At 46.6% G+C, this 22,278-nt stretch carries 19 protein-coding genes; 13 read left to right on the forward strand and 6 right to left on the reverse strand.

The window, feature by feature from the left end; translation table 11 throughout:
* Positions 1-4 precede the first annotated feature (4 nt).
* The 4 genes from PJF56_RS07235 to PJF56_RS07250 all read left to right on the forward strand — a co-directional run bounded on the left by PJF56_RS07235 (position 5) and on the right by PJF56_RS07250 (position 2,986).
* Positions 5-613, forward strand: a complete 609-nt coding sequence (locus tag PJF56_RS07235; RefSeq protein WP_283761978.1) for a class I SAM-dependent DNA methyltransferase — start codon at positions 5-7, stop codon at positions 611-613.
* Between the two features lie 122 nt (positions 614-735).
* Positions 736-1,569 carry a 2-hydroxyacid dehydrogenase gene (locus PJF56_RS07240; RefSeq protein WP_283761979.1) on the forward strand — a complete coding sequence of 278 codons (834 nt, stop codon included), beginning with the start codon at positions 736-738 and terminating at the stop codon, positions 1,567-1,569.
* A gap of 27 nt (positions 1,570-1,596) precedes the next feature.
* On the forward strand, positions 1,597-2,049 hold the full coding sequence (locus PJF56_RS07245) for a type II 3-dehydroquinate dehydratase (RefSeq protein ID WP_283761980.1): 453 nt from the start codon (positions 1,597-1,599) through the stop codon (positions 2,047-2,049).
* Positions 2,027-2,986: an arginase gene (locus tag PJF56_RS07250; RefSeq protein ID WP_283761981.1), complete on the forward strand. Its 960-nt coding sequence runs from the start codon at positions 2,027-2,029 to the stop codon at positions 2,984-2,986. Before PJF56_RS07245 ends, PJF56_RS07250 begins: the two co-directional genes overlap by 23 nt.
* 88 nt (positions 2,987-3,074) lie before the next feature.
* Here the strand turns inward: PJF56_RS07250 and PJF56_RS07255 are convergent, their stop codons facing one another.
* The 3 genes from PJF56_RS07255 to PJF56_RS07265 form a co-directional block, all read right to left on the reverse strand.
* Positions 3,075-4,331, reverse strand: a complete 1,257-nt coding sequence (locus PJF56_RS07255) for a pyridoxal phosphate-dependent aminotransferase (RefSeq protein WP_283761982.1) — start codon at positions 4,329-4,331, stop codon at positions 3,075-3,077.
* Positions 4,332-4,367: 36 nt separating this feature from the next.
* The gene (locus PJF56_RS07260) at positions 4,368-5,351 is read right to left on the reverse strand and encodes a beta/alpha barrel domain-containing protein (RefSeq protein ID WP_283761983.1); all 984 of its coding nucleotides are present in this window, start codon (positions 5,349-5,351) and stop codon (positions 4,368-4,370) included.
* Positions 5,352-5,545: 194 nt separating this feature from the next.
* On the reverse strand, positions 5,546-8,413 hold the full coding sequence (locus PJF56_RS07265) for a response regulator (protein WP_283761984.1): 2,868 nt from the start codon (positions 8,411-8,413) through the stop codon (positions 5,546-5,548).
* A gap of 153 nt (positions 8,414-8,566) precedes the next feature.
* Here PJF56_RS07265 and PJF56_RS07270 point away from each other — a divergent pair, with 153 nt between their 5' ends.
* Positions 8,567-10,132, forward strand: a complete 1,566-nt coding sequence (locus tag PJF56_RS07270) for a TM0106 family RecB-like putative nuclease (RefSeq protein WP_283761985.1) — start codon at positions 8,567-8,569, stop codon at positions 10,130-10,132.
* Here the strand turns inward: PJF56_RS07270 and PJF56_RS07275 are convergent.
* Positions 10,016-10,522, reverse strand: coding sequence for a GNAT family N-acetyltransferase (locus tag PJF56_RS07275; RefSeq protein ID WP_283761986.1), 507 nt, complete (start codon positions 10,520-10,522; stop codon positions 10,016-10,018). The two genes, PJF56_RS07270 and PJF56_RS07275, sit on opposite strands and share 117 nt — an antisense overlap.
* Before the next feature lie 173 nt (positions 10,523-10,695).
* Between PJF56_RS07275 and PJF56_RS07280 the strand changes: the two genes are divergently transcribed.
* The 6 genes from PJF56_RS07280 to murJ all read left to right on the forward strand — a co-directional run bounded on the left by PJF56_RS07280 (position 10,696) and on the right by murJ (position 17,786).
* Positions 10,696-11,019 carry a phasin family protein gene (locus PJF56_RS07280; protein WP_283761987.1) on the forward strand — a complete coding sequence of 108 codons (324 nt, stop codon included), beginning with the start codon at positions 10,696-10,698 and terminating at the stop codon, positions 11,017-11,019.
* A gap of 70 nt (positions 11,020-11,089) precedes the next feature.
* Positions 11,090-11,605, forward strand: a complete 516-nt coding sequence (locus PJF56_RS07285; RefSeq protein WP_347179475.1) for an FKBP-type peptidyl-prolyl cis-trans isomerase — start codon at positions 11,090-11,092, stop codon at positions 11,603-11,605.
* A gap of 206 nt (positions 11,606-11,811) precedes the next feature.
* Positions 11,812-15,492 (forward strand): pentapeptide repeat-containing protein, encoded by a 3,681-nt coding sequence (locus PJF56_RS07290; RefSeq protein ID WP_283761989.1) that lies wholly within the window; start codon positions 11,812-11,814, stop codon positions 15,490-15,492.
* A gap of 150 nt (positions 15,493-15,642) precedes the next feature.
* Positions 15,643-15,831, forward strand: a complete 189-nt coding sequence (locus PJF56_RS07295; protein WP_283761990.1) for a hypothetical protein — start codon at positions 15,643-15,645, stop codon at positions 15,829-15,831.
* A gap of 6 nt (positions 15,832-15,837) precedes the next feature.
* A complete protein-coding gene (locus tag PJF56_RS07300; protein WP_283761991.1) occupies positions 15,838-16,041 on the forward strand; it encodes a hypothetical protein in 204 nt (67 codons plus the stop codon).
* Between the two features lie 131 nt (positions 16,042-16,172).
* The gene (gene murJ / locus PJF56_RS07305; RefSeq protein WP_283761992.1) at positions 16,173-17,786 is read left to right on the forward strand and encodes a murein biosynthesis integral membrane protein MurJ; all 1,614 of its coding nucleotides are present in this window, start codon (positions 16,173-16,175) and stop codon (positions 17,784-17,786) included.
* A 224-nt stretch (positions 17,787-18,010) separates the two neighbouring features.
* Here the strand turns inward: murJ and PJF56_RS07310 are convergent, their stop codons facing one another.
* Positions 18,011-18,409, reverse strand: coding sequence for a type II toxin-antitoxin system VapC family toxin (locus PJF56_RS07310; RefSeq protein ID WP_283761993.1), 399 nt, complete (start codon positions 18,407-18,409; stop codon positions 18,011-18,013).
* Positions 18,410-18,429: 20 nt separating this feature from the next.
* A complete protein-coding gene (locus PJF56_RS07315; RefSeq protein WP_283761994.1) occupies positions 18,430-18,729 on the reverse strand; it encodes a hypothetical protein in 300 nt (99 codons plus the stop codon).
* A 263-nt stretch (positions 18,730-18,992) separates the two neighbouring features.
* Here PJF56_RS07315 and typA point away from each other — a divergent pair, with 263 nt between their 5' ends.
* Positions 18,993-20,783 (forward strand): translational GTPase TypA, encoded by a 1,791-nt coding sequence (typA, locus tag PJF56_RS07320; protein ID WP_283761995.1) that lies wholly within the window; start codon positions 18,993-18,995, stop codon positions 20,781-20,783.
* A gap of 80 nt (positions 20,784-20,863) precedes the next feature.
* A complete protein-coding gene (locus tag PJF56_RS07325; protein ID WP_283761996.1) occupies positions 20,864-22,048 on the forward strand; it encodes a tetratricopeptide repeat protein in 1,185 nt (394 codons plus the stop codon).
* Positions 22,049-22,278 lie beyond the last annotated feature (230 nt).

The following is a 22,278-nucleotide window of genomic DNA, read 5'->3' on the forward strand; positions in this document are numbered from 1 at the left end:
AATCATGATTAGTCATCAAGAACGATACGATCGCTGGGCCCCCGATTACAATCAAGATGTTGCAGAAAGAAACTATGATGGCCCCCAATATATTGTCAACTATCTTATGGAGCTAAAAGACAAAGGGCAAATTGCTATTCATCCAACCCCTGAGTTCAAAGTCATTGATGTGGGGTGTGGATCGGGCCTCGTGGGTCAAGTCTTACGAAACCAGGGTTATCACCATATCGATGGAACAGATTTGTCCCAAGGCATGATCGGGGAAGCTAAAAAAACAGGAGCCTATCAAACCCTGATTGGCTGGCAAGACTTAAATCATCCCCTCCCCTTTTTTCTACAGGGTCAGTACGATCTGACCATTTGTTGTGGCGTATTTGCTTTGGATTTTGTCAAACCTGAGTCCTTGAAATGGTTAGCCCAAGTCACTAAACCGGGAGGAATTGTCGCCCTGTCTACCAAGACAACCTATTACGACACCTACGATTTTGAAGGCTATTACAAGCAATTACAAACAGAGGGTAAAATTCAACTGATTGATTGTCGGATGAATCAGCCTTATCTCGGTGCTGAAGCCGATGGTCATTACTGGGTGTTTTCAGTCAAAGCGATGTGAAAAAATAGGATCGAAATAGCGCCCAATAATCTGCAAGTTTTAAAATGGTAAAAACCTGTTTGTTTGTCAATAATCGCGAGCCTTACCCTGAAACCTGTTTTGACCATATTTCTGGTATTGATATGGTGTGGTACCAGGATCATTCCGATCGCTTTTCCCTAGAAGAAGCGATCGCCAACAACCCCACAACTCAGATCTTAATCACCACCCTGATGGACTGGAGTGCAGCTCATCTTAAGCAGTTTCCCAACCTTGAACTGATTATTACGATTACGACGGGAACTGACTACATTGATAAAAATTACTGTCAACAGCACAACATTAAAGTCCTTAATACCCCTGGCTTCACGGGGGCATCCGTTGCTGAACATGCCGTTGCCCTAATGTTGGCCGCAGCAAAACGGTTGGTTGATTTTAACCACAAAATTCGCACAGGTGACTATCAAATCTTTGAGCATCAGGGCATTGAACTGTTTGGCGCTCAAGCTGGCATTATTGGCATGGGCCGGATTGGATCGCAGGTTGCCCAAATGTTACAGGGCTTCGGGATCAACGTTGTCTACTGTAACCGCACTCAGAAGGTCAGTGATTTTGGGGTGCAGGTCGATCTCGATACATTAGTGAACACTAGCGATATCATCTTTTTAACTCTCTCCTTAAATGAGACTTCTCGTCAGATGATTAATCAAGACACCCTTGCTAAAGTCAAACCCGGTGCTATTCTCATCAATATTTCCCCTGACGATCTCATTGAGTTTTCTGCCCTCCAAAGCGCCTTAACCAAGGGTCAGCTCTCCTATGCGGGCTTAGATATTCACCATGAGGACGATCGATTCTTGAACCTGCCTAACACTATTTTGACACCTCGCCGTGCTTGGTATACCCAAGCTGCCTTTGAGCGTCGGATCAAAATTTTTAGTCAAACCCTTGCCGATTATATGCAAACTCAGCACTAGCTAGTATTCTGTCAGGATTATTTTGCGATGACTCTCAAGCTTTTACTCATTCAGGGGGCGAACATGGCCTCTCTGGGCGATCGCCAAGGTAGTACCTATGGCGATCTCACAGCCGATCGACTTAATCAAATGTTGCAACAACATGCCAGTAAATTGGGCTACAAACTCGATGTTTTTTACACCAATATTGAAGGTGAAGCGATTAATAAAGTCTATGCTAGTGTGACGGATGGCATTGATGGCATCCTGGCAAATCCAGCAGGCTTCACCTACAATGCTTATGCTCTGAGAGATTGCCTCACCTACGTTGCCCCTCCCTATCTGGAGATTCATATCACCAATATTGATAAACGAGAGATCAAATCAGTTCTATCCGTGGCAGCCGCAGGAGTTGTCTATGGATTTGGTATTGATTCCTATTTTATCGCTCTTGAAGCAATGTTGAGGCTGCTTAATCATGAAACCTATCAAAATCATTGAAATCTGTTCTGAACTCGGTGCGGCCCAATTGGGAGCGAGTATGGGGGCTGATGCAATTCGCATGGCTGCCCACAAAGCGGGGAGTGATTTTTTTAGCAAATATCCAACGATTCGATTGCCCGATCGCAATTATTTGTTATCCGATCGCCAGCACAATCAGGGCTGTTCTCACGTTAAACGACTTCGCTATATCCTCGAAACCTGCCAAATCGCCTGTAATACAGTAACGGAAGTATTGGAGCAGGGTGAGTTTCCTCTCGTGTTTTCAGCCGATCACTCCTCGGCTGCCGGAGTCATTGCCGGAGTTAAGCAAGCCTATCCTGAAGAACGCCTCGGCATTATTTGGATTGATGCCCACAGCGATATGCACTCTCCCTACACCACCCACTCTGGCAATATGCACGGAATGCCCCTCGGTAGTGCGCTAGGCTTGGATGCAGAAGCCAGAGAATGGTTGAATACTAAGCCCAATCCCTTGCCCTTGGCAACCCAAAAACAATGGACGCACCTGAAGGAGTTGGGAGGCATTTCACCCAAGGTACAGCCTCAAGACTTAATTTTGATTGGAGTGCGCTTCTTTAAACCGGAGCATTCTATTTTGATTCAACAATTAGGAATTACACTCCACGGTGTGGCTGATATCCGAGAGCAAGGTGTAGCATTGCATATCGAGCAAATCAATCAGCAGCTCCAGGACTGCGATCGCCTTTACGTTTCCTTTGATGTGGATAGTTTAGATTGCCATACCGTCTCTTTTGGCACGGGAACGCCTGAACCGGATGGGTTGTATTTGTCTGAGGCGATCGCCCTGCTAAAATCGATCGTGGCGAATCCTAAAGTCTGCTGTTTGGAGATTTCGGAAGTCAATCCTGTCTTGGATAATAAAGGTAACGCAATGGGTGAGGCTGCTTGGCAAGTCTTAGAAAAGATTACTTGAATATGACCGATACAGCAGTTTTCGCTGCTATGCGGTACATTTCGATCCCCCCAACCCCCCTTAAAAAGGGGGGCAGTAAAAGTACCCCTTAAAAAGGGGGATTTAGGGGGATCTTTTCTGACTGTACCTCATTACCGCGCGAAGCGCTGTATGTTCGATCGCTTCTGGCTGGCAGCGATTTTCTTGGGGTTATGGAAGATGGATTCGCGACAAATTGTGCATCCATTAAATAATTGGCTAATCGGGATAATCCTATCTCAATATGATGAGAAGGACAAGCAAAGTTTAAACGGAGAAAAGCATTATCGCTCTGGTGAAAATCAACCCCCGGACTCGAACATAAGGCATGGTTTTGAGCCAAATCGAGAGATAATGCCATTGCACTTTCCTCCGCTTTCGTCACATCAACCAAGGCAAAAAAACCGGCTTGGGGTTGAGTGCGAAGGGATAAGCCTAAATCTTGGGCTGTCTGTTTGAATAAATCCCAATTTTGCCGTAGCATCTGCCCGTGTTGACTCACTAAAATATCCCAATGCGGCATGAGTTGGGTGGCAATGATTTGACTGGGTAAACTGGTACACATATTCAAAACCGCCTTGACATTGGTCATCAGTTCCACCCGATCTTCAGGCACAATTAAATACCCGACTCGAAAACCTGCAATAGCCAGAGATTTAGAGAGACTATTGACAATCAGGTGGCGATCGCAATGATGAATGGCACTGGGGATAGATTGATCGGTTAAGGACAAAGATTGGTAGACTTCATCAAAAATCACGGGGATTCCCAAATTAGCGATCGCCTCCAACTCTTCCCGACCTAGGAAAGATCCGTAGGGGTTGCTTGGAGAATTAATAATAATGGCTTGGGTTTGGGAGGAGATGTACTGGGGTAACGCTTCGAGATCGATCGCGTAACCCTTCATGGGAACAAGGCAACAAGTCCCATTCAATATCTCTACCATCACTTTATAGGCAGGATAACAGGACTCTGGCAAAATCACCTCTCCTCCCGGTTTCAGCAGCATTGCCAAGGCGATCGTCAATGCACCCGATGCACCATCCGTAATGCACACGCGATCGGGTGTTAGATCGTAGTTATACCAATCCTGATAATACCGGCAAATGGCAAGGCGCAAATCCATTATGCCGTTGATATCACCATAACCAATGTAGTCCTTCAGCAACGTATTGCTGAGTTGAACGTTAACGCGATCGAATGGGTTGAAAGAGGACACCCCCTTGCCCAGGTTGATCGGTTGAAACCCCTGATGTTCAGTTGTCTCAAACGCCTCCATAACAACATCCATCGCCAATGATGGATAAGAGCAGTAGTATTCATTCATGATGTATCTACCTCATGTGTTTTTTCATAAGGCGTTCTATCGCAAAACGGGGGATCTTAAGGTATCGATCGCCCCTAAAACTGATTCCAGGGTCTTATAATCCTGTCGGGACACCCGGCTGACCAAATCATGCAGGTTGTTAGTATATTTCTCTTCTAACTGTTTGCTCCAAACCGGATCGATATTTTTCTCTGCCAATTTTCGATAAAGCTGTTGAACAGCAAGAGGAGGATGGGTAAGGGGTAAATGATCTTGACAAAATTCTCTGACTGCGGCTTCCAGGTCGATTCCTTCAGGCTGAAGTTGGTGATGGGTCAGATATCCTTCTAGAGAGGTATTGCCACCAGCTAGCCCGAAACTGTTTAGCGTCACATCTATCCATTCGCAACCATAAGCCACAGCCCGATCGGAATTCCGAATCGCATATCCCTGAGTATCATGGGCATGAAAACCAAGGGCTTGTGGGCAAATTTCCCGCGCACTCGAAATCAATGTCTGGACATCGCTGGGATAAAGCGCACCTCTAGAATCGGCAAGATAGACAATATCGACATCCCTAGAGACGGCGATCCTGCTAAGTAACCCCTTAATTTCCTCAAGGGAATAAGATGATACACAAATGAGATTGAGACTGATGCGGATATCTTTACACTGTTGCTTGATGGCGTGAGCTATCTCTAAGGCATGATCTATCAGCTCGGCAGTGCAAGGCATTCGTAATAGTGAAATATGCTCAAGTTTATCAGCTACTGCGGCTTGCCAATCCCCATCTGCCGGATTCAACATACAGACTAGATTCATGTCTGGGTGAAACTGTCGAAGTTTAGCGAGAAATTCTGGCGGACAACCATTGACCGCAGTTGTTTGCAATTGGGGCGATCGGACAAACCCAACTTCAACATTGCGTAAACCCTGTTGATGTAAAAAGGACAATAAATGGTTCGCATTTTCCCACGAAAACTGCCAACGGTTTAGGTAACCTCCATCCCTCAGAGTTACATCCAATATAGTATCTAGCATATTATTGCCTCTTATGCATCAAATCAGCAAAACCAGTTTACACCATAACGGTAAGTTATAGGAATACTGACTAAAAATTAATTAATTTTAATCGGAAGTTTCTTGACAAAAAATGCTTATGCACTAAAGGTATAAAATTATTCCTCTATCAGACTTTGAGCGATCGCAAAAAATGACCTTAAAAAACCCCTTCTTTATTGCTTTTGTTGTTCTAATACCGATTTGACATGATTAAATTCTACTTCAATTTGGGCAATTTTCTGTCCTAATTGCACCAAACTAGCGGTTTTCGCCTCCGCTTCTAAATCTCGACACAAGTTCGCCAAAGCCTTAGCGCCAAAGGTTCGCGAACTGCCTTTCAGGGTATGAGCTTTAATCGTTAAAGTTTCTGTATCTTCAGTTTGGGCAGACTGTTTCATCTCTGCCAAAATTTTCGGCACATCTTGCAAAAATTGATCGATCAACTCAGTGAAAAATTCAGGGTCATCTTCGCTGTCTAACTCATCTCGCAAGCGATTAAATGTTTCCCAATCTAAGCTTTCTTCTCTGCCGGGATTCATCGCCAAATTTAACTTCACTGGAGCGGATATACTCTGCATTTCTTGCAGCTTACTTTTGGCTCGCTCTAACGCCGCTTTCAGGGCTTCCGCTTTCACCGGTTTGCTGACATAATCATCCATCCCCGCTTCTAAACACTGCCATTGATTTCCATCGACAGCTCCAGCAGTCATGGCGATAATATGGGGACGTTGGGATGTTGGCCAAGTTTGACAGATATATCGAGTGGCTTCGAGTCCATCCATTTCCGGCATTTGCACATCCATTAAAATGATATGATAAAATTGCCGTTGCAGAGCATCTATCACTTCTAAGCCATTGCTAACCACATCGGCGCGATAGCCTAAACGGTCTAACATTTTAATCGCTACTCTTTGATTGACGCTGTTATCTTCAGCCAAGAGAATGCGTAGAGTATAAATTGAGAAATCTTCTGGAGAAGTTTGCGGTTTTTCTAATGGGGCGTTCTGGTTGCCTGTCTCTAGTGGGCTGACGGCAGGTTCCGAGAATGGAGGTTGATGCTTATCTTCTGAAGGATCTGAATCATGGGTATCCGGAGTATCGGGAATAAATTCTGTGCGGGAGGCATGGGGATCAATGGTGCGTCCTGCACAAAGACTGATTAAAATTCGGTGAAATTGGGAGAGTTTAATCGGTTTGGAGAGGGTAGAATCAAATTTTTCTTGGTAGGATTTGTCGATTAGGCTGGTAAAGGCGAGTAAGATTAAGGGCAGGGAGTCGCGATCGCGATATTGACGAATCCGATCGACTAAATTTTCTAAGGATTCTCCCCCTGGAAGCGCTCCCAAAACTGCCACATCGAAGGGAATCGAGCGCTCCATCCAGTTCATGACTTCTTCGGGTGTACTCAGCTCTAGACTATTCATTCCCCAGCGTTGGGCATGATCTTTGAGAATGCGGCGATTGGTTGCCGAGCGATCGACAATTAAGATCCGCTTGTCTCGTAACTGAGGCTGACTATTGCGTAAATGGATGGGAATCGGCGATCGCGCCCCTTCAGCCACAATAGTAAAATGGAATTCTGCTCCCTCTCCCTCTTCACTCTCGACCCACATTTTACCGCCCATTAACTCACTTAAGCGCTTACAGATGGATAATCCTAAACCCGTGCCTCCGTAGCGACGAGTCGTCGAAGCATCCACCTGGGAAAAGGACTGAAAGAGCTTATTTTGCCCCTTCTTAGAAATACCAATCCCCGTATCTTTAACCATGAATTTTACGTCATAAGACACTTTTTGTCCCGGATCGGGAATCGGACTCGAAGAACCCCCGATACGGCTTGAAGTCACCTGTACCCAAACTTCCCCTTCTTGGGTGAATTTAACACCATTGCCAATTAAGTTGACTAAAATCTGCCGTAACCGGGTCACATCTCCCACTAAAGCATGGGGGGTTTGAGGGTCGATTTCATAGGCCAAATTCAGACCTTTTTCGGCCGCATGGGTACTTAATAATTCTAAGGAGTCTTCGACACATTCATATAAATCAAACGGTTGAGTTTCTAACTCCAGTTTACCCGCCTCTATTTTAGAGAAATCTAAAATATCATTAATAATCGTCAACAAAGAGTGGCCGCTATTGCGAATCGTATCTACATAGTCTAATTGTTCTTCATCGAGTTCTGTATCCAACAGTAAACCCGTCATTCCTAACACCCCATTCATGGGAGTACGGATTTCATGACTCATGACCGCTAAAAAGTCAGATTTTAGCCGAGTAGCGGATTGAGCTTCTTCCAGAGCCAGATCCAACGCTTTATTTTTAGATTTGAGTTCTTGGGTAATCTTGGTTTTTTCTTGTTCGGCTAATTTTATCGCTTGGATATAGTCTCGAATTTGCCGAAGTCCCGGATAAAAAATCAAGGCTCCTTCCAGGAACAACACCACTAAGGTTAATCCAAATACGGCTAATTGAACTTGGCGAGCCGTATTGAGGCGGGGGGCACTCTGAGCATACCATTGGCTAGTCATGGCCTCGATCTGGCGATCGCAAGTTGCCCCTTGCTGCCATAACTGCTCCTCTGACACGCGAGGGGTTGCTTCTCGATTCACCAGAGTTGCCGTCAGCTCCCACATCTGCTCATAACAACTCTCTATTTCTGCCCACCTCTCTCCTAAGTCAGCCTGATTTAGCCCCACCTGTAGCCCTAACGTCTCCTCTTCGAGATCCTCATAAATCTCTTGCCATTGTTGACGAACCCGAACTAAATCTTCCACTCCAGGGAGCTGCTCAAACTCCGTAAAGTCCTGAGTAATGGCAACCCCTTGTTCAGTCACCCTTGTAGTTAAGCGACGATAATTCTCCATTAACTCCAAAACCCGACTGTAGCCAATCTGCTGTTTCAGAGTACGCTGAATCAAAATTTGACTCGACATCGACAACACAGCCACAATGCCCAAAGAAGCTAAGGACAGAATGGCTAAACGCCGAATCGAGGGGCGAGACATTTCTGGGTTGGAAGAATCATCTAGGTTTGGATTCACGGCATTTAAGGGTTAAGCTAGGGCAATCTTTCAAGATCGAGGGACAATATATAGGGTAGCTCTAGGATAGGAACGCTGTATGTAACTTTATCGCAGTGAGTTATATCCTCACCCTTTCCCACCCTATGACAGGTTTTTGTTAATCTAATCATCATGCTCCTGACTGCCCAATTATTACTAGATTACCAACGCTGTCATCGCCGAGCGTTTCTGGATGTGTACGGGGACGATCGCCAACGAGACCCTCCAAGTGACTATCTGTTGAAATTAAGACAGGATAGTTCCGCCTACCAAAAAACGATCCTGGCCCATCATTCCTATCATAAACCAGAGTATGCCCACGGCAATTGGCAAGAAGGAACGTTAGCGACTGTTGCTCTGATGCAAGAGGGGGTAGACACTATCTATCACGGGGTTCTGTGGCTTCAGGAAGCCGATTTAGAGGGGCTGGATTTCCCCCCTTTTCTGCGTCAGCACTGGGCAAATTTCTCTTATTTGAGTCGTCCGAGTTTGTGGGTAAAAACGCCGGGAGAGTCAAAGTTTGGCCCCTGGAAATATACTCCAGTGGAAATTAAATGGGGAAAACGTCCGAAGCGGGAATATCAAATGGTCTCCGTGTTTCATGGTTGGATTTTAAGTCAGATCCAAGGAGAATGGCCGAATACAGTAGACCTGATTTTAAGGGATCGATCGCCCTATACAGTGGATCTGGTTCGTCTTTGGCCCGACTTTCAACGCCTTCTCTCCCAACTGCTGACGATGCTCCTAGAAGAGTCTGAGGAACCGGAAGTATTTATCAGTCGGCAAAAATGCAGCCTCTGTCAATGGTTAACAACTTGTCATCAAGTTGCCCAACACCAAAACCATCTGTCTTTGATTCCGGGAATTACGCCGAAACGCTATGAGCGTCTTCAGGAATTGGGGTTAACTTCCCTAGAATCTTTAACGATGCAACATTTACCGAATTTAAGCCAAGAGTTTGGCCACAAGGTAGGTCGGCAAATCATTCGCCAAGCGCAATCGAGTTTAGAGCAACGGGCCATCCCCCTTCACCCTTGGAGTCCCGAAGATTTTCCCATTACCCCGGTTGAACTCTATTTTGATATCGAAACCGAACCGGACTTAAATCTAGAATATCTCTTGGGCGTTTTGGTCATCGATCGCACGGCGCAACGCTCCCGGTTTTACCCCTTTTTAGCCGAATCCCCCGACGATCAACAGAGGATGTGGCAAGAGTTTCTAGAACTGGTGAATCGCTATCACCCGATGCCCATTTTCCATTTTTGCGAATACGAAGTCAAAGCCGTCAACACATTAGCCCAACGGTTTGGCACACCCCAATCGGAATTAAAGCCCCTGATTCGGCGGTTTGTGGACATCCACGAACGGGTGACTCGGTTTGTCACCTTACCCATTGAAAGTTATGCCCTGAAAACCATTGCCCGATGGATGGGGTTTGAATGGCGAGATGAAAGTGCCAGTGGAGCGCAAACCGTCTATTGGTACGACCAATGGCTCCAAAGTGGCGATCGCACCTTCCTAGAGCGGATTATCTGCTATAACGAAGACGACTGTCGAGCCACCTACCACGTCAAAGACTGGTTAGTGGCCTTCCTCCAACAAATGCCGCCCCCAAATCAACAAATCCCGCTTCAGTCCGTCCATGTTGGCAATTTCGGGCAAATGGCCCCAACAGTCAAATCCCAGCTTCTGGAATAGGGAGATACTCGGTTGATTGTGGGAGAAAATGAGGGCGACTAAGCTAGTGATTCCCAAACCCGGCCCGGAGGCGATCGCCTGGGTTAATAACTCCCGACCAATCCCTTTACGGTGAAATCCAGGATCAATGTAAATACTCACTTCCGCCGTCGATTGATAAGCAGGACGGCCATTTAAAAAATCATTCAAACTCAGCCACCCCACAATCTGGCCATCTATCTCCTTGACCCACAGGGGCCGGGAACTCGGAGAATGGTCTTGATACCAGGGTAGACGACTTTCAACGGAAATTGGCCGCAGATCGGCCGTGGCCAAACGGCAAGGAACAGAGGCGTTGTAAATTGCAACTATTTTCGGTAAATCAGCTTCACGGGAATATCTGATGGTCATGCCAAGCAAAAATTTAGGCTACCCAAACGCAAGGAAAATATCAGAGAGCAGTATAACCGATGGAGAGAAGTTCAAGGTTAAGATCAATACAGAATTAAATCTGATGGGTCAGATACCGGCAAAATCCGGGAACTGAACCCCCTGTAAAACCGTTCAACCCAACAACCCAACCTATGGATAACGATAATTTGATTAATCAATTGCTCATGCTGGGAGTCGGAACCACTTCTATCGTCGCTGAGAAGCTCAAAGAGGCCAGCGACGAATGGGTGAAAAACGGCACGATTAACCCAGACCAGGCAAAAAACATGATGGATGACTTGGTAGAAAAGCTCAAAACTGAGCAAGGAAGTTTTGATGAACAGTTTCAACGCCAACTGCGGAATTTATTGATGGATTGGGGGGTTCCCCGTCAGTCCGAGATGGATGAATTGCGAGGAAGGCTAGACCGATTGGAGCGCCAGGTGCGAGACTTGGAAAATAAACTTTGGCGTTAATGACGCTGTTGAATCGACGATCGCATTGAGGAAAACTTACGTGAAAGAAATTTGGATTACCTTTGGGGTAATGGCGACCTGTGCCGTGATTTTGGTGGCAGCACAACTGTTTAGCTCCCCCAGTCAGGCGAATGCTGCTAAGGTATCAGAGGTTTCCCCTCCGGGAATCACTGAAATGAGCAACCAAGGAGAAACTGAACTGATGGCTAGTGCCGAGAATAGCAGTGAAAATTTAGCCCCCGCAGAAGCGACAATGACTCCATCGGGTCTCAAGTATGTCGATCTGGTGGTGGGAGATGGAAAAAGCCCCAGTAAAGGCGATAAAGTGGTGGTTCACTATACGGGAACCTTGGAAAATGGGAAAAAATTCGATAGTTCCCGCGATCGTAATACCCCATTTACATTCACCATTGGCGTTGGCCAAGTGATTAAAGGCTGGGATGAGGGCGTAATGTCCATGAAAGTCGGCGGACGCAGACAGCTCACCATTCCCCCAGACTTAGGCTACGGAGCTAGAGGCGCAGGCGGTGTCATTCCCCCCAATGCCACCTTGGTTTTTGATGTGGAACTCTTAGACATTAAGTAATCCCCTGGTGGGCTGTACTGAGGGCAAGGCACAAGATCCCCCCCAACCCCCCTTAAAAAAGGGGGGCAGCAGAAGAAAGTCCCCCAATTCATCGGGGCATTTTCCGCAAGCGGACATGAAAGGGGGATCAAAACGTACCTCATAAAAGAAGTCTAATTTCAATCGATTACAATCAAAATAGGAGATTCCAAGGGGAGAAAGCCACCATGTCGGAGTGCGAAAATACCGAAAACCCACCCCGTCGCCGCCGTCGTCGGAGTAGTCAGGAACCACAGAATCAGAACACTCAACTGAAGCGAAATCGCCGGTTTAGCAGCAGCCGCCCCCCCGTCACTGAAGAACAACTGCAACCGGGGGCAAATTTATCAGGTGCGATTTTGAGCGATCGCAACCTCAAAGGAAAGAATTTACAAGGTGTTTCTTTAACTTCTGCCGTTTTGCGAGGAGCAAACCTAGAAGATGCAGATTTGACAGGTTCCGATCTCAAACTCGCCCACCTCCACAACAGTCAAATTAACGACAATACCCGCCTCGATCCGAAGTGGAAATTGGTTTGGGAACTGGTGAATTTGAGCAATGAAAATCGGGACTGTTCCCACACCGATTTGTCCTTTGCCAATTTGGATGAGTCTAATTTACAAAGCATTAATTTTTCCGGTGCAAATTTATCCCAATGTCGCCTCAGTAGTTCAAATTTGAGTCGATCCAACTTTGAAGGCGCTAATTTAACTCAGGCTTTTGGCGCTACAGCCAATTTTAAGAGCGCCAATTTTAACGAAGCCAAACTCAATCGGGTTCACTGCGATCGCTGCGACTTTTCGGGAGCGAACTTTCAAGATGCCGATTTATCGGATGCATCCTTGCAAAACTCCAATTTTAAGGGGGCAGATTTCCGGGGCGCAAATTTGAGCCGTACTCGTTTGGACAATTCTTGTTTGGAAGGGGTGGCGATCGACGATCGCACCCGTTTAGATGGGCGATATCTAGCGCTGTGGAAACTCTTCAACCCCACCCATGCGGACGGCAATTTGCAGGGTTTGTGGTTCCAAAAGGGAGATCTGCGCGATCGCGACTTTCGAGGCTACAACTTCAGCAATGCTGTTCTCGGAAAAACCGATCTCAGAAATTGCGATTTTAGCGGTGCAAACTTAGCCAATGTCAGCCTCAACCGTGCCGATTTGCGGGGCGCTAATTTTCTCGGCGCGAACCTGACGGGAGCCGATCTGAGACTCAGCGTTATTGATAAAAATACCCAACTCGATCCGAAATGGAAATTATTTTGGCAGTTGGCAAATCAAGACACTCAAAACTTGCAACTCCAGGGACAAGATTTGCGGGGATTGAAATTAATCGCTCTCGAATTAACCGATATTAACTTCAGGGGTGCAAATCTCAAAAATGGCAGTTTTAACAGCTCAACTTTAACTGGGATTGATTTTAGTCAAGCCGATCTAGAATCGGTGGATTTTACGGGGACAAAATTTGATGCGATTAATTTTTCTGGGGCAAACTTGACAGATGCCAAGATGTTCGAGGCAGATTTGCATGACATGAACTTGCAGGGAGCAACATTGATTAAAGTCTCTCTTTGTAAAGGTAATCTCAGTTCCCAAAATTTACAAAATCAGAATCTCAGCCAAGCCAATTTTCGAGAGGCAAATTTGAGCAACGCGGATTTATCGGGGGCGAATTTAAGCCAAGCTAACCTGAATCGCAGCAATCTCACAGGGGCTAATTTACACGATGCCAATTTGGAAATGGCAGTCATTTCGGGAGCGGTTTGGGAGGGGGCAACCTGCGATCGCGCCAATTTTTCGCTCATCTCCTGTACTGACGTTGATTTGAGTCAAGTTAGCTTGCAGGATACTAATTTCCAAGCCGTTTATTTGCCGGGTGCGAACTTCAGCCAAGCTAACCTGTCGGGTGCAAATTGCGATCGCGCCAAACTGCCGAAGGGAAATTTTCAAGCGGCAATGTGTAACGGTGTCAATTTCCAAAATGCCGATTTAGAACACTCAGATTTCAGCCATTCGAGCCTGTGCAGTGCCGATCTTCGGGGAGCAAACCTGTGCGCAACGAATCTCACAAATGTGGCGATCGATCGTTCAACTCAATTCGATCGCACGGGACGGATTTTGTGGGAATTGCAAAACAGAGGGTATTCGGGACAAGATCTTCAAGGACTGGATTTGAGCGATCGGGATTTCCAAGGAGTTAACTGGGATGGTGCGAACTTAGAAAATGCTAATTTGAGCAACTGTAATTTTGCCGGAGCAAGTTTGGTTAGAGCAAACTTAAAAGGGACGGCTCTATTTAAAACTAACTTCGATCGCGCCCATCTCAGCCGTGCCAATTTAGAGGAAATGAGGGGCGATCGGATGCTCTCATTTCAGCAAGCAAACCTCAGCCATGCTAATCTCCAACATCTCAATTTGTTGAATTTATCCGGTGCAAATCTTAGCCACGCCAACCTCACAGGAGCGAACTTATCGAGAGCAAATCTGAATGATGCCGATCTGCGAAATGCCAATCTCAATCAAGCCAATTTAACCGGAACAGAAATCAATCAAAATACCCAACTCGATCCCAAATGGCGGTTAGTTTGGCAACTTCTCAATCAAGAGAATTTTGAAGCAGATTTGACGGATGCCGATTTGAGCGAAGCATACTTGGCTAGAAGTGAGTTCATCGGCGCAAATTTAACGGGTGTCAATTTTACGAATACGAATTTAGAACAAGCCAATTTAAACCATGCCAATTTAGACGGCGCGAATTTAGACGGCGCGAATTTGGAGGAAGCCAACTTAATTGGAACGGTGATTTCCGGAGCATTAAATCTGAGCGATCGCCTCCGAGAACTGTGGGAACTTGCCAACCCCTCTTCGGATCGAAAAGATTATCAAAATGCCCATTTAGAAAATGCCAATTTTGCCGAGATGGATTTGCGGGAGTGCAATTTCAGTTATGCCAACCTGACAGCCGCAAATCTGGAAAACGCAAACTTAGAAAATGCGAACCTGGAAGGGGCAAATTTAGAAAACGTAGAGTTTCAAAGGGCGAACTTACAAGGGCAAGATTTGGAAGGTGCATATTTGGTGGGTGTGGATTTACGAAATGCCAATTTAAGCCAGGCGAATTTGACGCAGGCGCAGTTATTGGGGGCGCAGTTATTGGGGGCTAATTTGAGTTCTGCGAAAACGCGAGATGCCAATTTTGGCGATCGCACCTCTACTTCTATCGAACGAATCATTCAAGCCATCCGAGAAGCGCGATCGCCCGATTTATTAGAACAGTTGAAATTAGCTGGTTTGAATCCCAAAACCGATTTAGCCGGACAAGATTTGAGCGGACTGCAATTAAACAAGATTAATTTATCGGGTTTTGATTTGCGGGGAGCAAAATTGATTCAAGCCAATTTAAGTGAAACCGATCTCAGTCAGTCAGATTTGACGGATGCAGATTTAACCGGGGCATTTTTAAGCCGAACAACTCTCGATCTCGCCAATGTTACCCGTGCTAACTTCCAGGATGCTTCATTGCAAAATATCACAAAAATTTCGGAAGCAAACTTCACCGATGCCAATTTTTCTAAGGCATTAATCCAGAATGTTGATTTTCACAATAGCACAATGCAAAAGGCGAGTTTTACATCGGCTCGGTTGTATATGAGTCGGTTTAGTAATGCCGATTTGACGGGGGCAGATTTACGCAAAATGCAGATGAATTCTGGAAGTTTAGGTTCTCCAAATCTGACGGATGCGGACTTGCGGGGTGCTAAATTAGGGGTTTGTGGAAATAACATTAATTTAACCCGAACAAAAATTGATAAAAAGACTCAAACTGACGATCGCTTTATGGCATTGTGGAATCGGATGAATTCCAATTAAAGGTTATTGCTGGTGCGTATTTCAACCAAACTTCATCAATTTTTGTAAAAAGTGCTTTACAATATTGGTATGATATCATGACTGATTGGGATTTGGCAGATTAATGTACAAACTAGAATAGACTTAAATCCAGATGATCGGGAGTTAATTATGGAATTATCACCAGCTTACTTAAAATGGCGGGAAGATACGATTCAACTCGGACTTGAACGAGGACTGGAGCAGTTGCGGCAGACTAAACGTTTAATGATTGAAACCTTGTTTAGAAATAGGTTTGGTTCTTTAGATGAGGAGTTAATGGCAATTACAGCGCTTCGCGTGGTAATGGGTAATGGGTAATGGGTAATGGGAAAACCATTTTTTACGCTATGCGTGCCCATTCTTCAGGCTTTTCATGGGACAACACTCTCAAGGAACATTTCGATTACTGTACCTCATAACATCGAAAAACGCTGTATCGATCGCTTGCTGGAATTGTCTCCAAAAGAGGCGGTTTCGGTGAGTATGCAAAATTCCCGCGAAGAGTTGTTAGCACGCTTTAGCCAGTAGAGTGAAGGAATGGGGGATATAGGGAAGACACGGAGACGCGGGGAAACGGGGATGCGGCGATCGACAATTACCGATTACCGATTACCGATTACCGATTACCGATTACCGATTACCGATTACCGATTACCAAAATGCCTGATTCTTCTAAATCATCTCGCTCTTTAGCGGGAATTGCCGGGTTAGTGGCGATCGCCACCTTAGTTAGTAAAGTGGCGGGTTTAGTTCGCCAACAGGCGATCGCGGCCGCTTTTGGCGTGGGTGCGGCGGTAGATGCCTATACCTATGCCTATGTGATTCCCGGTTTCCTACTGATTCTGTTAGGGGGGATTAATGGCCCGTTTCATAGCGCCATTGTCAGTGCTTTGGCCAAGCGCAAGCCGGAAGATGCTGCACCGTTGGTAGAAACGATTACCACATTAATCAGCCTGATTTTACTGCCGGTGACCCTATTTCTGATGGTGGCAGCCGATCCCTTAATCAATTTGGTGGCTCCGGGACTGTTGCAAACAGCAGAAGGAATGGAGATTCATGCGATCGCCGTCGAACAACTGCGGATCATGGCTCCTATGGCGCTTCTTGCGGGTTGGATTGGGATTGGATTTGGCACATTGAACGCGGGCGATCGGTATTTTCTCCCCTCCATTAGTCCCCTGTTCTCTAGCTTGACCATTTTAGCCAGTTTAGGCGCTCTATTCCTGCAATTAGGCTCCGATATCATCAACCCCGAATATGCTCGCATCGGCGGTCAATTCCTGGCCTGGGGAACCCTGGCAGGTGCGGCGATCCAATGGTTCGCGCAACTGGTGGTGCAATGGCGATCGGGGTTGGGAACCTTGCGACTCAGGTTTCAGTTTCGCCAACCGGGAGTCGGTCAAGTGTTGCGGGTTCTCGGCCCGGCGACCCTTTCTTCTGGCATGATGCAAATTAATGTTTATACTGACCTGTTTTTTGCCTCCTTCATCCCCCAAACCGCCTCAGCCTTGGGATATGCGGGATTATTGGTGCAAACACCTCTGGGTATTCTCTCCAATATGCTCCTGGTTCCTCTGTTACCCGTTTTTTCCCGACTCACGGAACCCGAAAATTGGCCAGAACTGAAGCAGCGCATCCGCCAAGGGATGATTCTGACAGCCCTAAGCATGTTACCGTTGGGGGGGTTGATGATTGCCCTCAGTGATGCGATCGTCCGGGTAGTATACGAGCGCGGAGCCTTTGACCCGCAAGCCTCCCAGTTTGTCTCTAGTTTACTGGTGGCCTATGGCGTTGGCATGTTTGTTTACTTAGGGCGAGATGTATTGGTGCGTGTCTTTTATGCCCTCGGAGATGGCCAAACCCCCTTTCGGATTAGTCTGATTAGTATTGTCTTAAATGGGGTATTAGACTATGTATTAATTCAATCCTTTGGCGCGCCAGGTTTAGTGTTAGCGACCGTTGGCGTTAACCTGTTTTCTATGGTAGCGATGATTGTTTTGCTGGATCGAAAGCTTCAGGGTTTACACTGGCAAGAGTGGATGCTTCCGATACTGAGCTTGACGGGGGTAAGTGCGATCGCCTCCTCTCTAGCGTGGTTCATTAACGACACCTTAGAACAACTCTGGACAACCCCCAGCTTCCTCTTCCATCTCCTGCAACTCTCCATTTCCGGAGGCATCGGTTTAGGTATTTTTGTCCTCCTCTGCCTCCCCTTGAAGTTACCGGAAACCCAATCCTTTATCGCTCGGATCAGACAAAAATTAGGACGGTAATTTTTGGGTAGAGTGACAGAAGAGGGATATGTACAGTTATAGTCGATTCGGATTTTCTTACCAAGCTTTGTTTCGGTACTAATTATCTTGATCTTCAATAGACAGTTGTTCGATTGAATCAATCAATTCTTGTAATTTCATGGATTTAACGCAAATATCCGTAGTGGCAATCCAAGCACTAATATACCCCATCTTCAAGTCAATCAGCCCATCAGAAGAGAAATTTAACTTGGAGTGAGCAGGCGGAGATTGGGAATCTCTACAAAATCTTTGGCATTGTGAGTAACCAGGGGCAGATCGTGGCGTAATGCGGTTGCTGCAATCCAGGCATCTTGGGGCGAAATAGGCTTCCCTATTCTTTGACGATCGCCCCGAATCTTTGCCCACTGACGACACAGAGGTTGATCTGTGGGAATGACCAAGTAATTCAATAGGTATGATTCCAATTGTCGCATCCGGCGATCGCCCCACTGACGAACTACTGCCCATTGAAACAGTTCAGCGACCGTCATAAAAGAAAGAGCCAACTGATGACCGATCAAAAGCGGCATATAGGGTTGGGCATAATTACTACCCTTAAAAATAAAAGAACTAATATCTGTATCGATTAAAATTACAGCCATAGGATAGTTTGTATCTGGGGTTAGCTATCAGAAGCATTTTTTCGTTGTTCTTTCAGAAATGTTAAGAAATCTTCCATCGAATCCTCTTCTGGCCAAAATGTAGCGACCCATTCCTGAGCATCCTGGAACCTTTTAGGCTGTTGATTTTCCATTAATTGAGATAGAGATACCCCTTGCCAAAATTGAGCATTCTTATTTTCCAAACCCTTTACTCGATCGCCAGAGTAGTAATGATCTTGTAAGAAACTCAGAACTTGCTCCCGTTCCTGTAACGATAGTCGATCGATCGCTTGCATGACAACTTCAATGTTTGAACTCATTTTCGCTAAAAATTAAACATAGTTGGTTTAATCATAACTCAATCCCTGATGATTAATCACTAAGGGCGATCGCCTCCCACCGATGAACCCAAGCTCAGATTTGCTAGAATCCAAGTAATATTCAGAGATTTAATGAGAGACCATGCGATCGCCGTTGCTGTCTGCTCGCGGAAACCTCTTGACCCAGGGGTATTTTTACTGTTAAGATATATTGCGTAATGTTTATTACGCTGAAATCTATAGTTAACGGCCCTTAAATATATATGTCTCTTCCCATTCGCAATGTTGCCATTATTGCCCACGTCGATCATGGCAAAACAACTCTTGTGGATGCCCTGCTCAAGCAATCGGGTATTTTTCGCGAAGGGGAAGAAGTCCCCGATTGTGTCATGGATTCTAATACCCTAGAACGGGAGCGGGGAATTACAATTCTGTCTAAAAACACTGCGGTTCACTATAAAGATACCCTAATTAATATCGTTGATACCCCAGGCCACGCGGATTTTGGCGGTGAAGTCGAGCGAGTTTTGGGCATGGTAGATGGCTGTATCCTGATTGTGGATGCCAATGAAGGGCCCATGCCTCAAACCCGGTTCGTGTTGAAAAAAGCCCTGGAAAAAGGCCTGCGTCCGATTGTGGTGGTCAATAAAATCGACCGGCCCCAAGCCGATCCCTATGGAGCGATCGATAAAGTCTTAGATTTATTCCTAGAACTGGGCGCAGATGACGATCAATGTGAATTTCCTTACTTGTTCGCTTCTGGAATTCAAGGCTATGCCAAAGAAGACCTAAAAGACGACAGTCAGGACATGCAGGCCCTGTTTGAATCGATTTTACATCACGTTCCCCCGCCGGTTGGCGATCCGGACAAGCCCCTACAACTGCAAGTTACGACCCTAGATTACTCGGAATACTTAGGTCGGATTGTGATTGGTAGAATCCACAATGGAACCATTCGAGCCAACCAACAAGCAGCTCTAGTCAAAGATAACGGTGAAATGGTCAAGTCTAAAATCTCTAAACTGATGGGATTTGATGGACTAAGCCGGGTAGATATGGAAGAAGCTTCCGCCGGATATATTGTGGCTGTGGCTGGCTTTAGCGATGCCAACATTGGGGAAACGATTACTTGTCCCAATGAACCCCAAGCCCTCCCCTTGATTAAGGTGGATGAGCCAACGTTGCAAATGACCTTCTCTGTCAATGATTCCCCCTTTGCGGGACAAGAAGGGCAATTTGTCACCTCTCGTCAATTGCGCGATCGCCTCTTCCGGGAACTCGAAACCAACGTCGCTCTGCGTATCCATGAAACCGACTCCCCCGATTCCTTCCTCGTCTCCGGACGCGGTGAACTGCATCTGGGTATCCTCATCGAAACCATGCGTCGGGAAGGCTACGAATTCCAAGTCTCCCAACCCCAAGTCATCTATCGCGAAGTCAACGGCCAACCCTGCGAACCCTATGAATGTCTGATTCTGGACGTTCCCGAAGAATCCGTAGGCGGATGTATGGAACGGCTCGGTCAACGTCGCGGCGAAATGCAAGATATGCAAATGGGAGGCAATGGCCGCGCTCAACTCGAATTTGTGATTCCCGCACGGGGTTTAATCGGGTTCCGAGGTGAATTTATGCGCCTCACCCGTGGTGAAGGCATTATGAATCATAGCTTCTTTGAATATCGTAGCCTAGGGGGAGAGGTGGAAACCCGCCGCAATGGGGTTTTGGTCGCCTTTGAAGAAGGAACCGCCACCTTTTATGCCCTCAAGAATGGGGAAGACCGGGGCGTGTTTTTCATTACTCCGGGAACCAAGGTCTATAAAGGCATGATTGTGGGCGAACATAACCGCCCCCAAGATTTGGACTTAAATGTTTGTAAAACCAAACAGCTCACGAACATGCGATCTTCTACGGGTGATGAACTGGTACAATTGCAAGCTCCAGTACAAATGAGTTTGGAGCGTGCTTTGGAATATATTGGATCGGATGAATTGGTAGAAGTTACGCCGGAGTCGGTGCGCTTGCGGAAAGTGAGCAAAAAGCTGGCGAAGCGTTAGGAGTAAGCCCTGTCTGCCCTGTCTGCGGACAGACGGGGGACGTACCTTAACAGAGAAAACTGCTGGATTACCTATTGCTGATGGTAGATTGGCGGAAATTATGGCGAAGTCTCTTTGCCCGTTTAGCGCGATGGTGGAAAACGCTGCGGCAAAAGTTTCGGGGGACTGGGGCGGCTGGTTCGGATGCACCGGTCGGGCCTCCCCTTAGCTATACTCACTATGAATTCCTGTTTCATGAGCTTCTAGAAGGGGTAAGTACGCAAGGATGGGGACGCGCAGAGATTCGGGATTTTTTCCGGCAATGGCAAGAACGGACGACTGAAGGGGAGTGGTTGGGATGGTTAGAGCGCTTTGGTGAGCGGGTTTTAGGCTCTCGTGCCCCGAATCTGGAGTTGGCTGAACGGATGGTGCAGTTGAGGGCTGTTTATCCAGAAGCTTTGGGGCAACTCTCCGGTGAGATTGGGTCAGCCCTGTTGCAACGCCCTAGGGAAGCGGAACCGGAGGGGGTGGAAGAACTAGAGGTGGAGGAAAAACCGGCGAGTGTTCCGCTTCCGGTGAGTGAGAAACCTCCAATTTCTCCGCCTCCTGAGCAGCAGGTGAGGCCGAAAGAGAGTCCTAAACTGGCCCAGAAACCGGCCCAGAAACCGTCTTCACCGCGTCCAGAGTTACCGTCTTTGAATAGTTTGTCGGGGGTGTTTCGTTTGTTGCAATTACAACCTCAGATGGCGCAACAGTTGGCGAAGCAGATGGGTATTGAGGAGAGTAACCCGGAGAAGGTGTTACAGGAGTTACAGGTTAGGGCGCTGATGAAGTCCAGTATGAAGCAGGAGCAACGGGGGAATTTAGGGGGAGCGATCGCCTATTTGGATCGGGCGATTGATTTAAATAGCCAGTCGGCGATCGCCTGGGGCATGAAAGGAGATCTATTATTTAAGTTACAAAAATTTGAACAGGCGATCGCCGCCTACGACCGAGCCACCACCCTAAATCCTGACGACGAACAAACCTGGTACAACCGGGGAATGGCAGCCTTTGAGCTACAGCAATTTGAGGTAGCCTTAGCCAGTTTTGAGCGATCGCTCGATCTCCAGCCGAGTTTCTATCGAGCTTGGAAAAACAAGGCCATTTCCTTATTGAATTTAGGACGCTATCAGGAAGCACTAGCAGTGTGCGATCGCGCTTTAGAGACAGAACCCGACGATCCCATGCTACAAACCTGTCGAGACAAAGCACAGGAAAACTTAGAAAGGGAAAATCGACCATAGTGCCGTGATATCAAGTTCGCTTATTCATGTCCGCGAAGCGGAAATACCCTAATTAAAAATCCAGGGAGCAAGATGCTCCCACTCCAGTCATACAGCGCTTCGCGCGGTAATGGGTAATGGGTAATTGGTAATGGGAAAACCATTTTTCACGCTATAATCCCCATTTTTCAGGCTTTTCATGGGACAACACTCTCAAGGAACATTTCGATTACTGTACCTCATAACATCGA

The sequence above is a fragment of the Roseofilum halophilum BLCC-M91 genome, assembly GCF_030068445.1.
GTDB lineage: Bacteria > Cyanobacteriota > Cyanobacteriia > Cyanobacteriales > Desertifilaceae > Roseofilum > Roseofilum halophilum.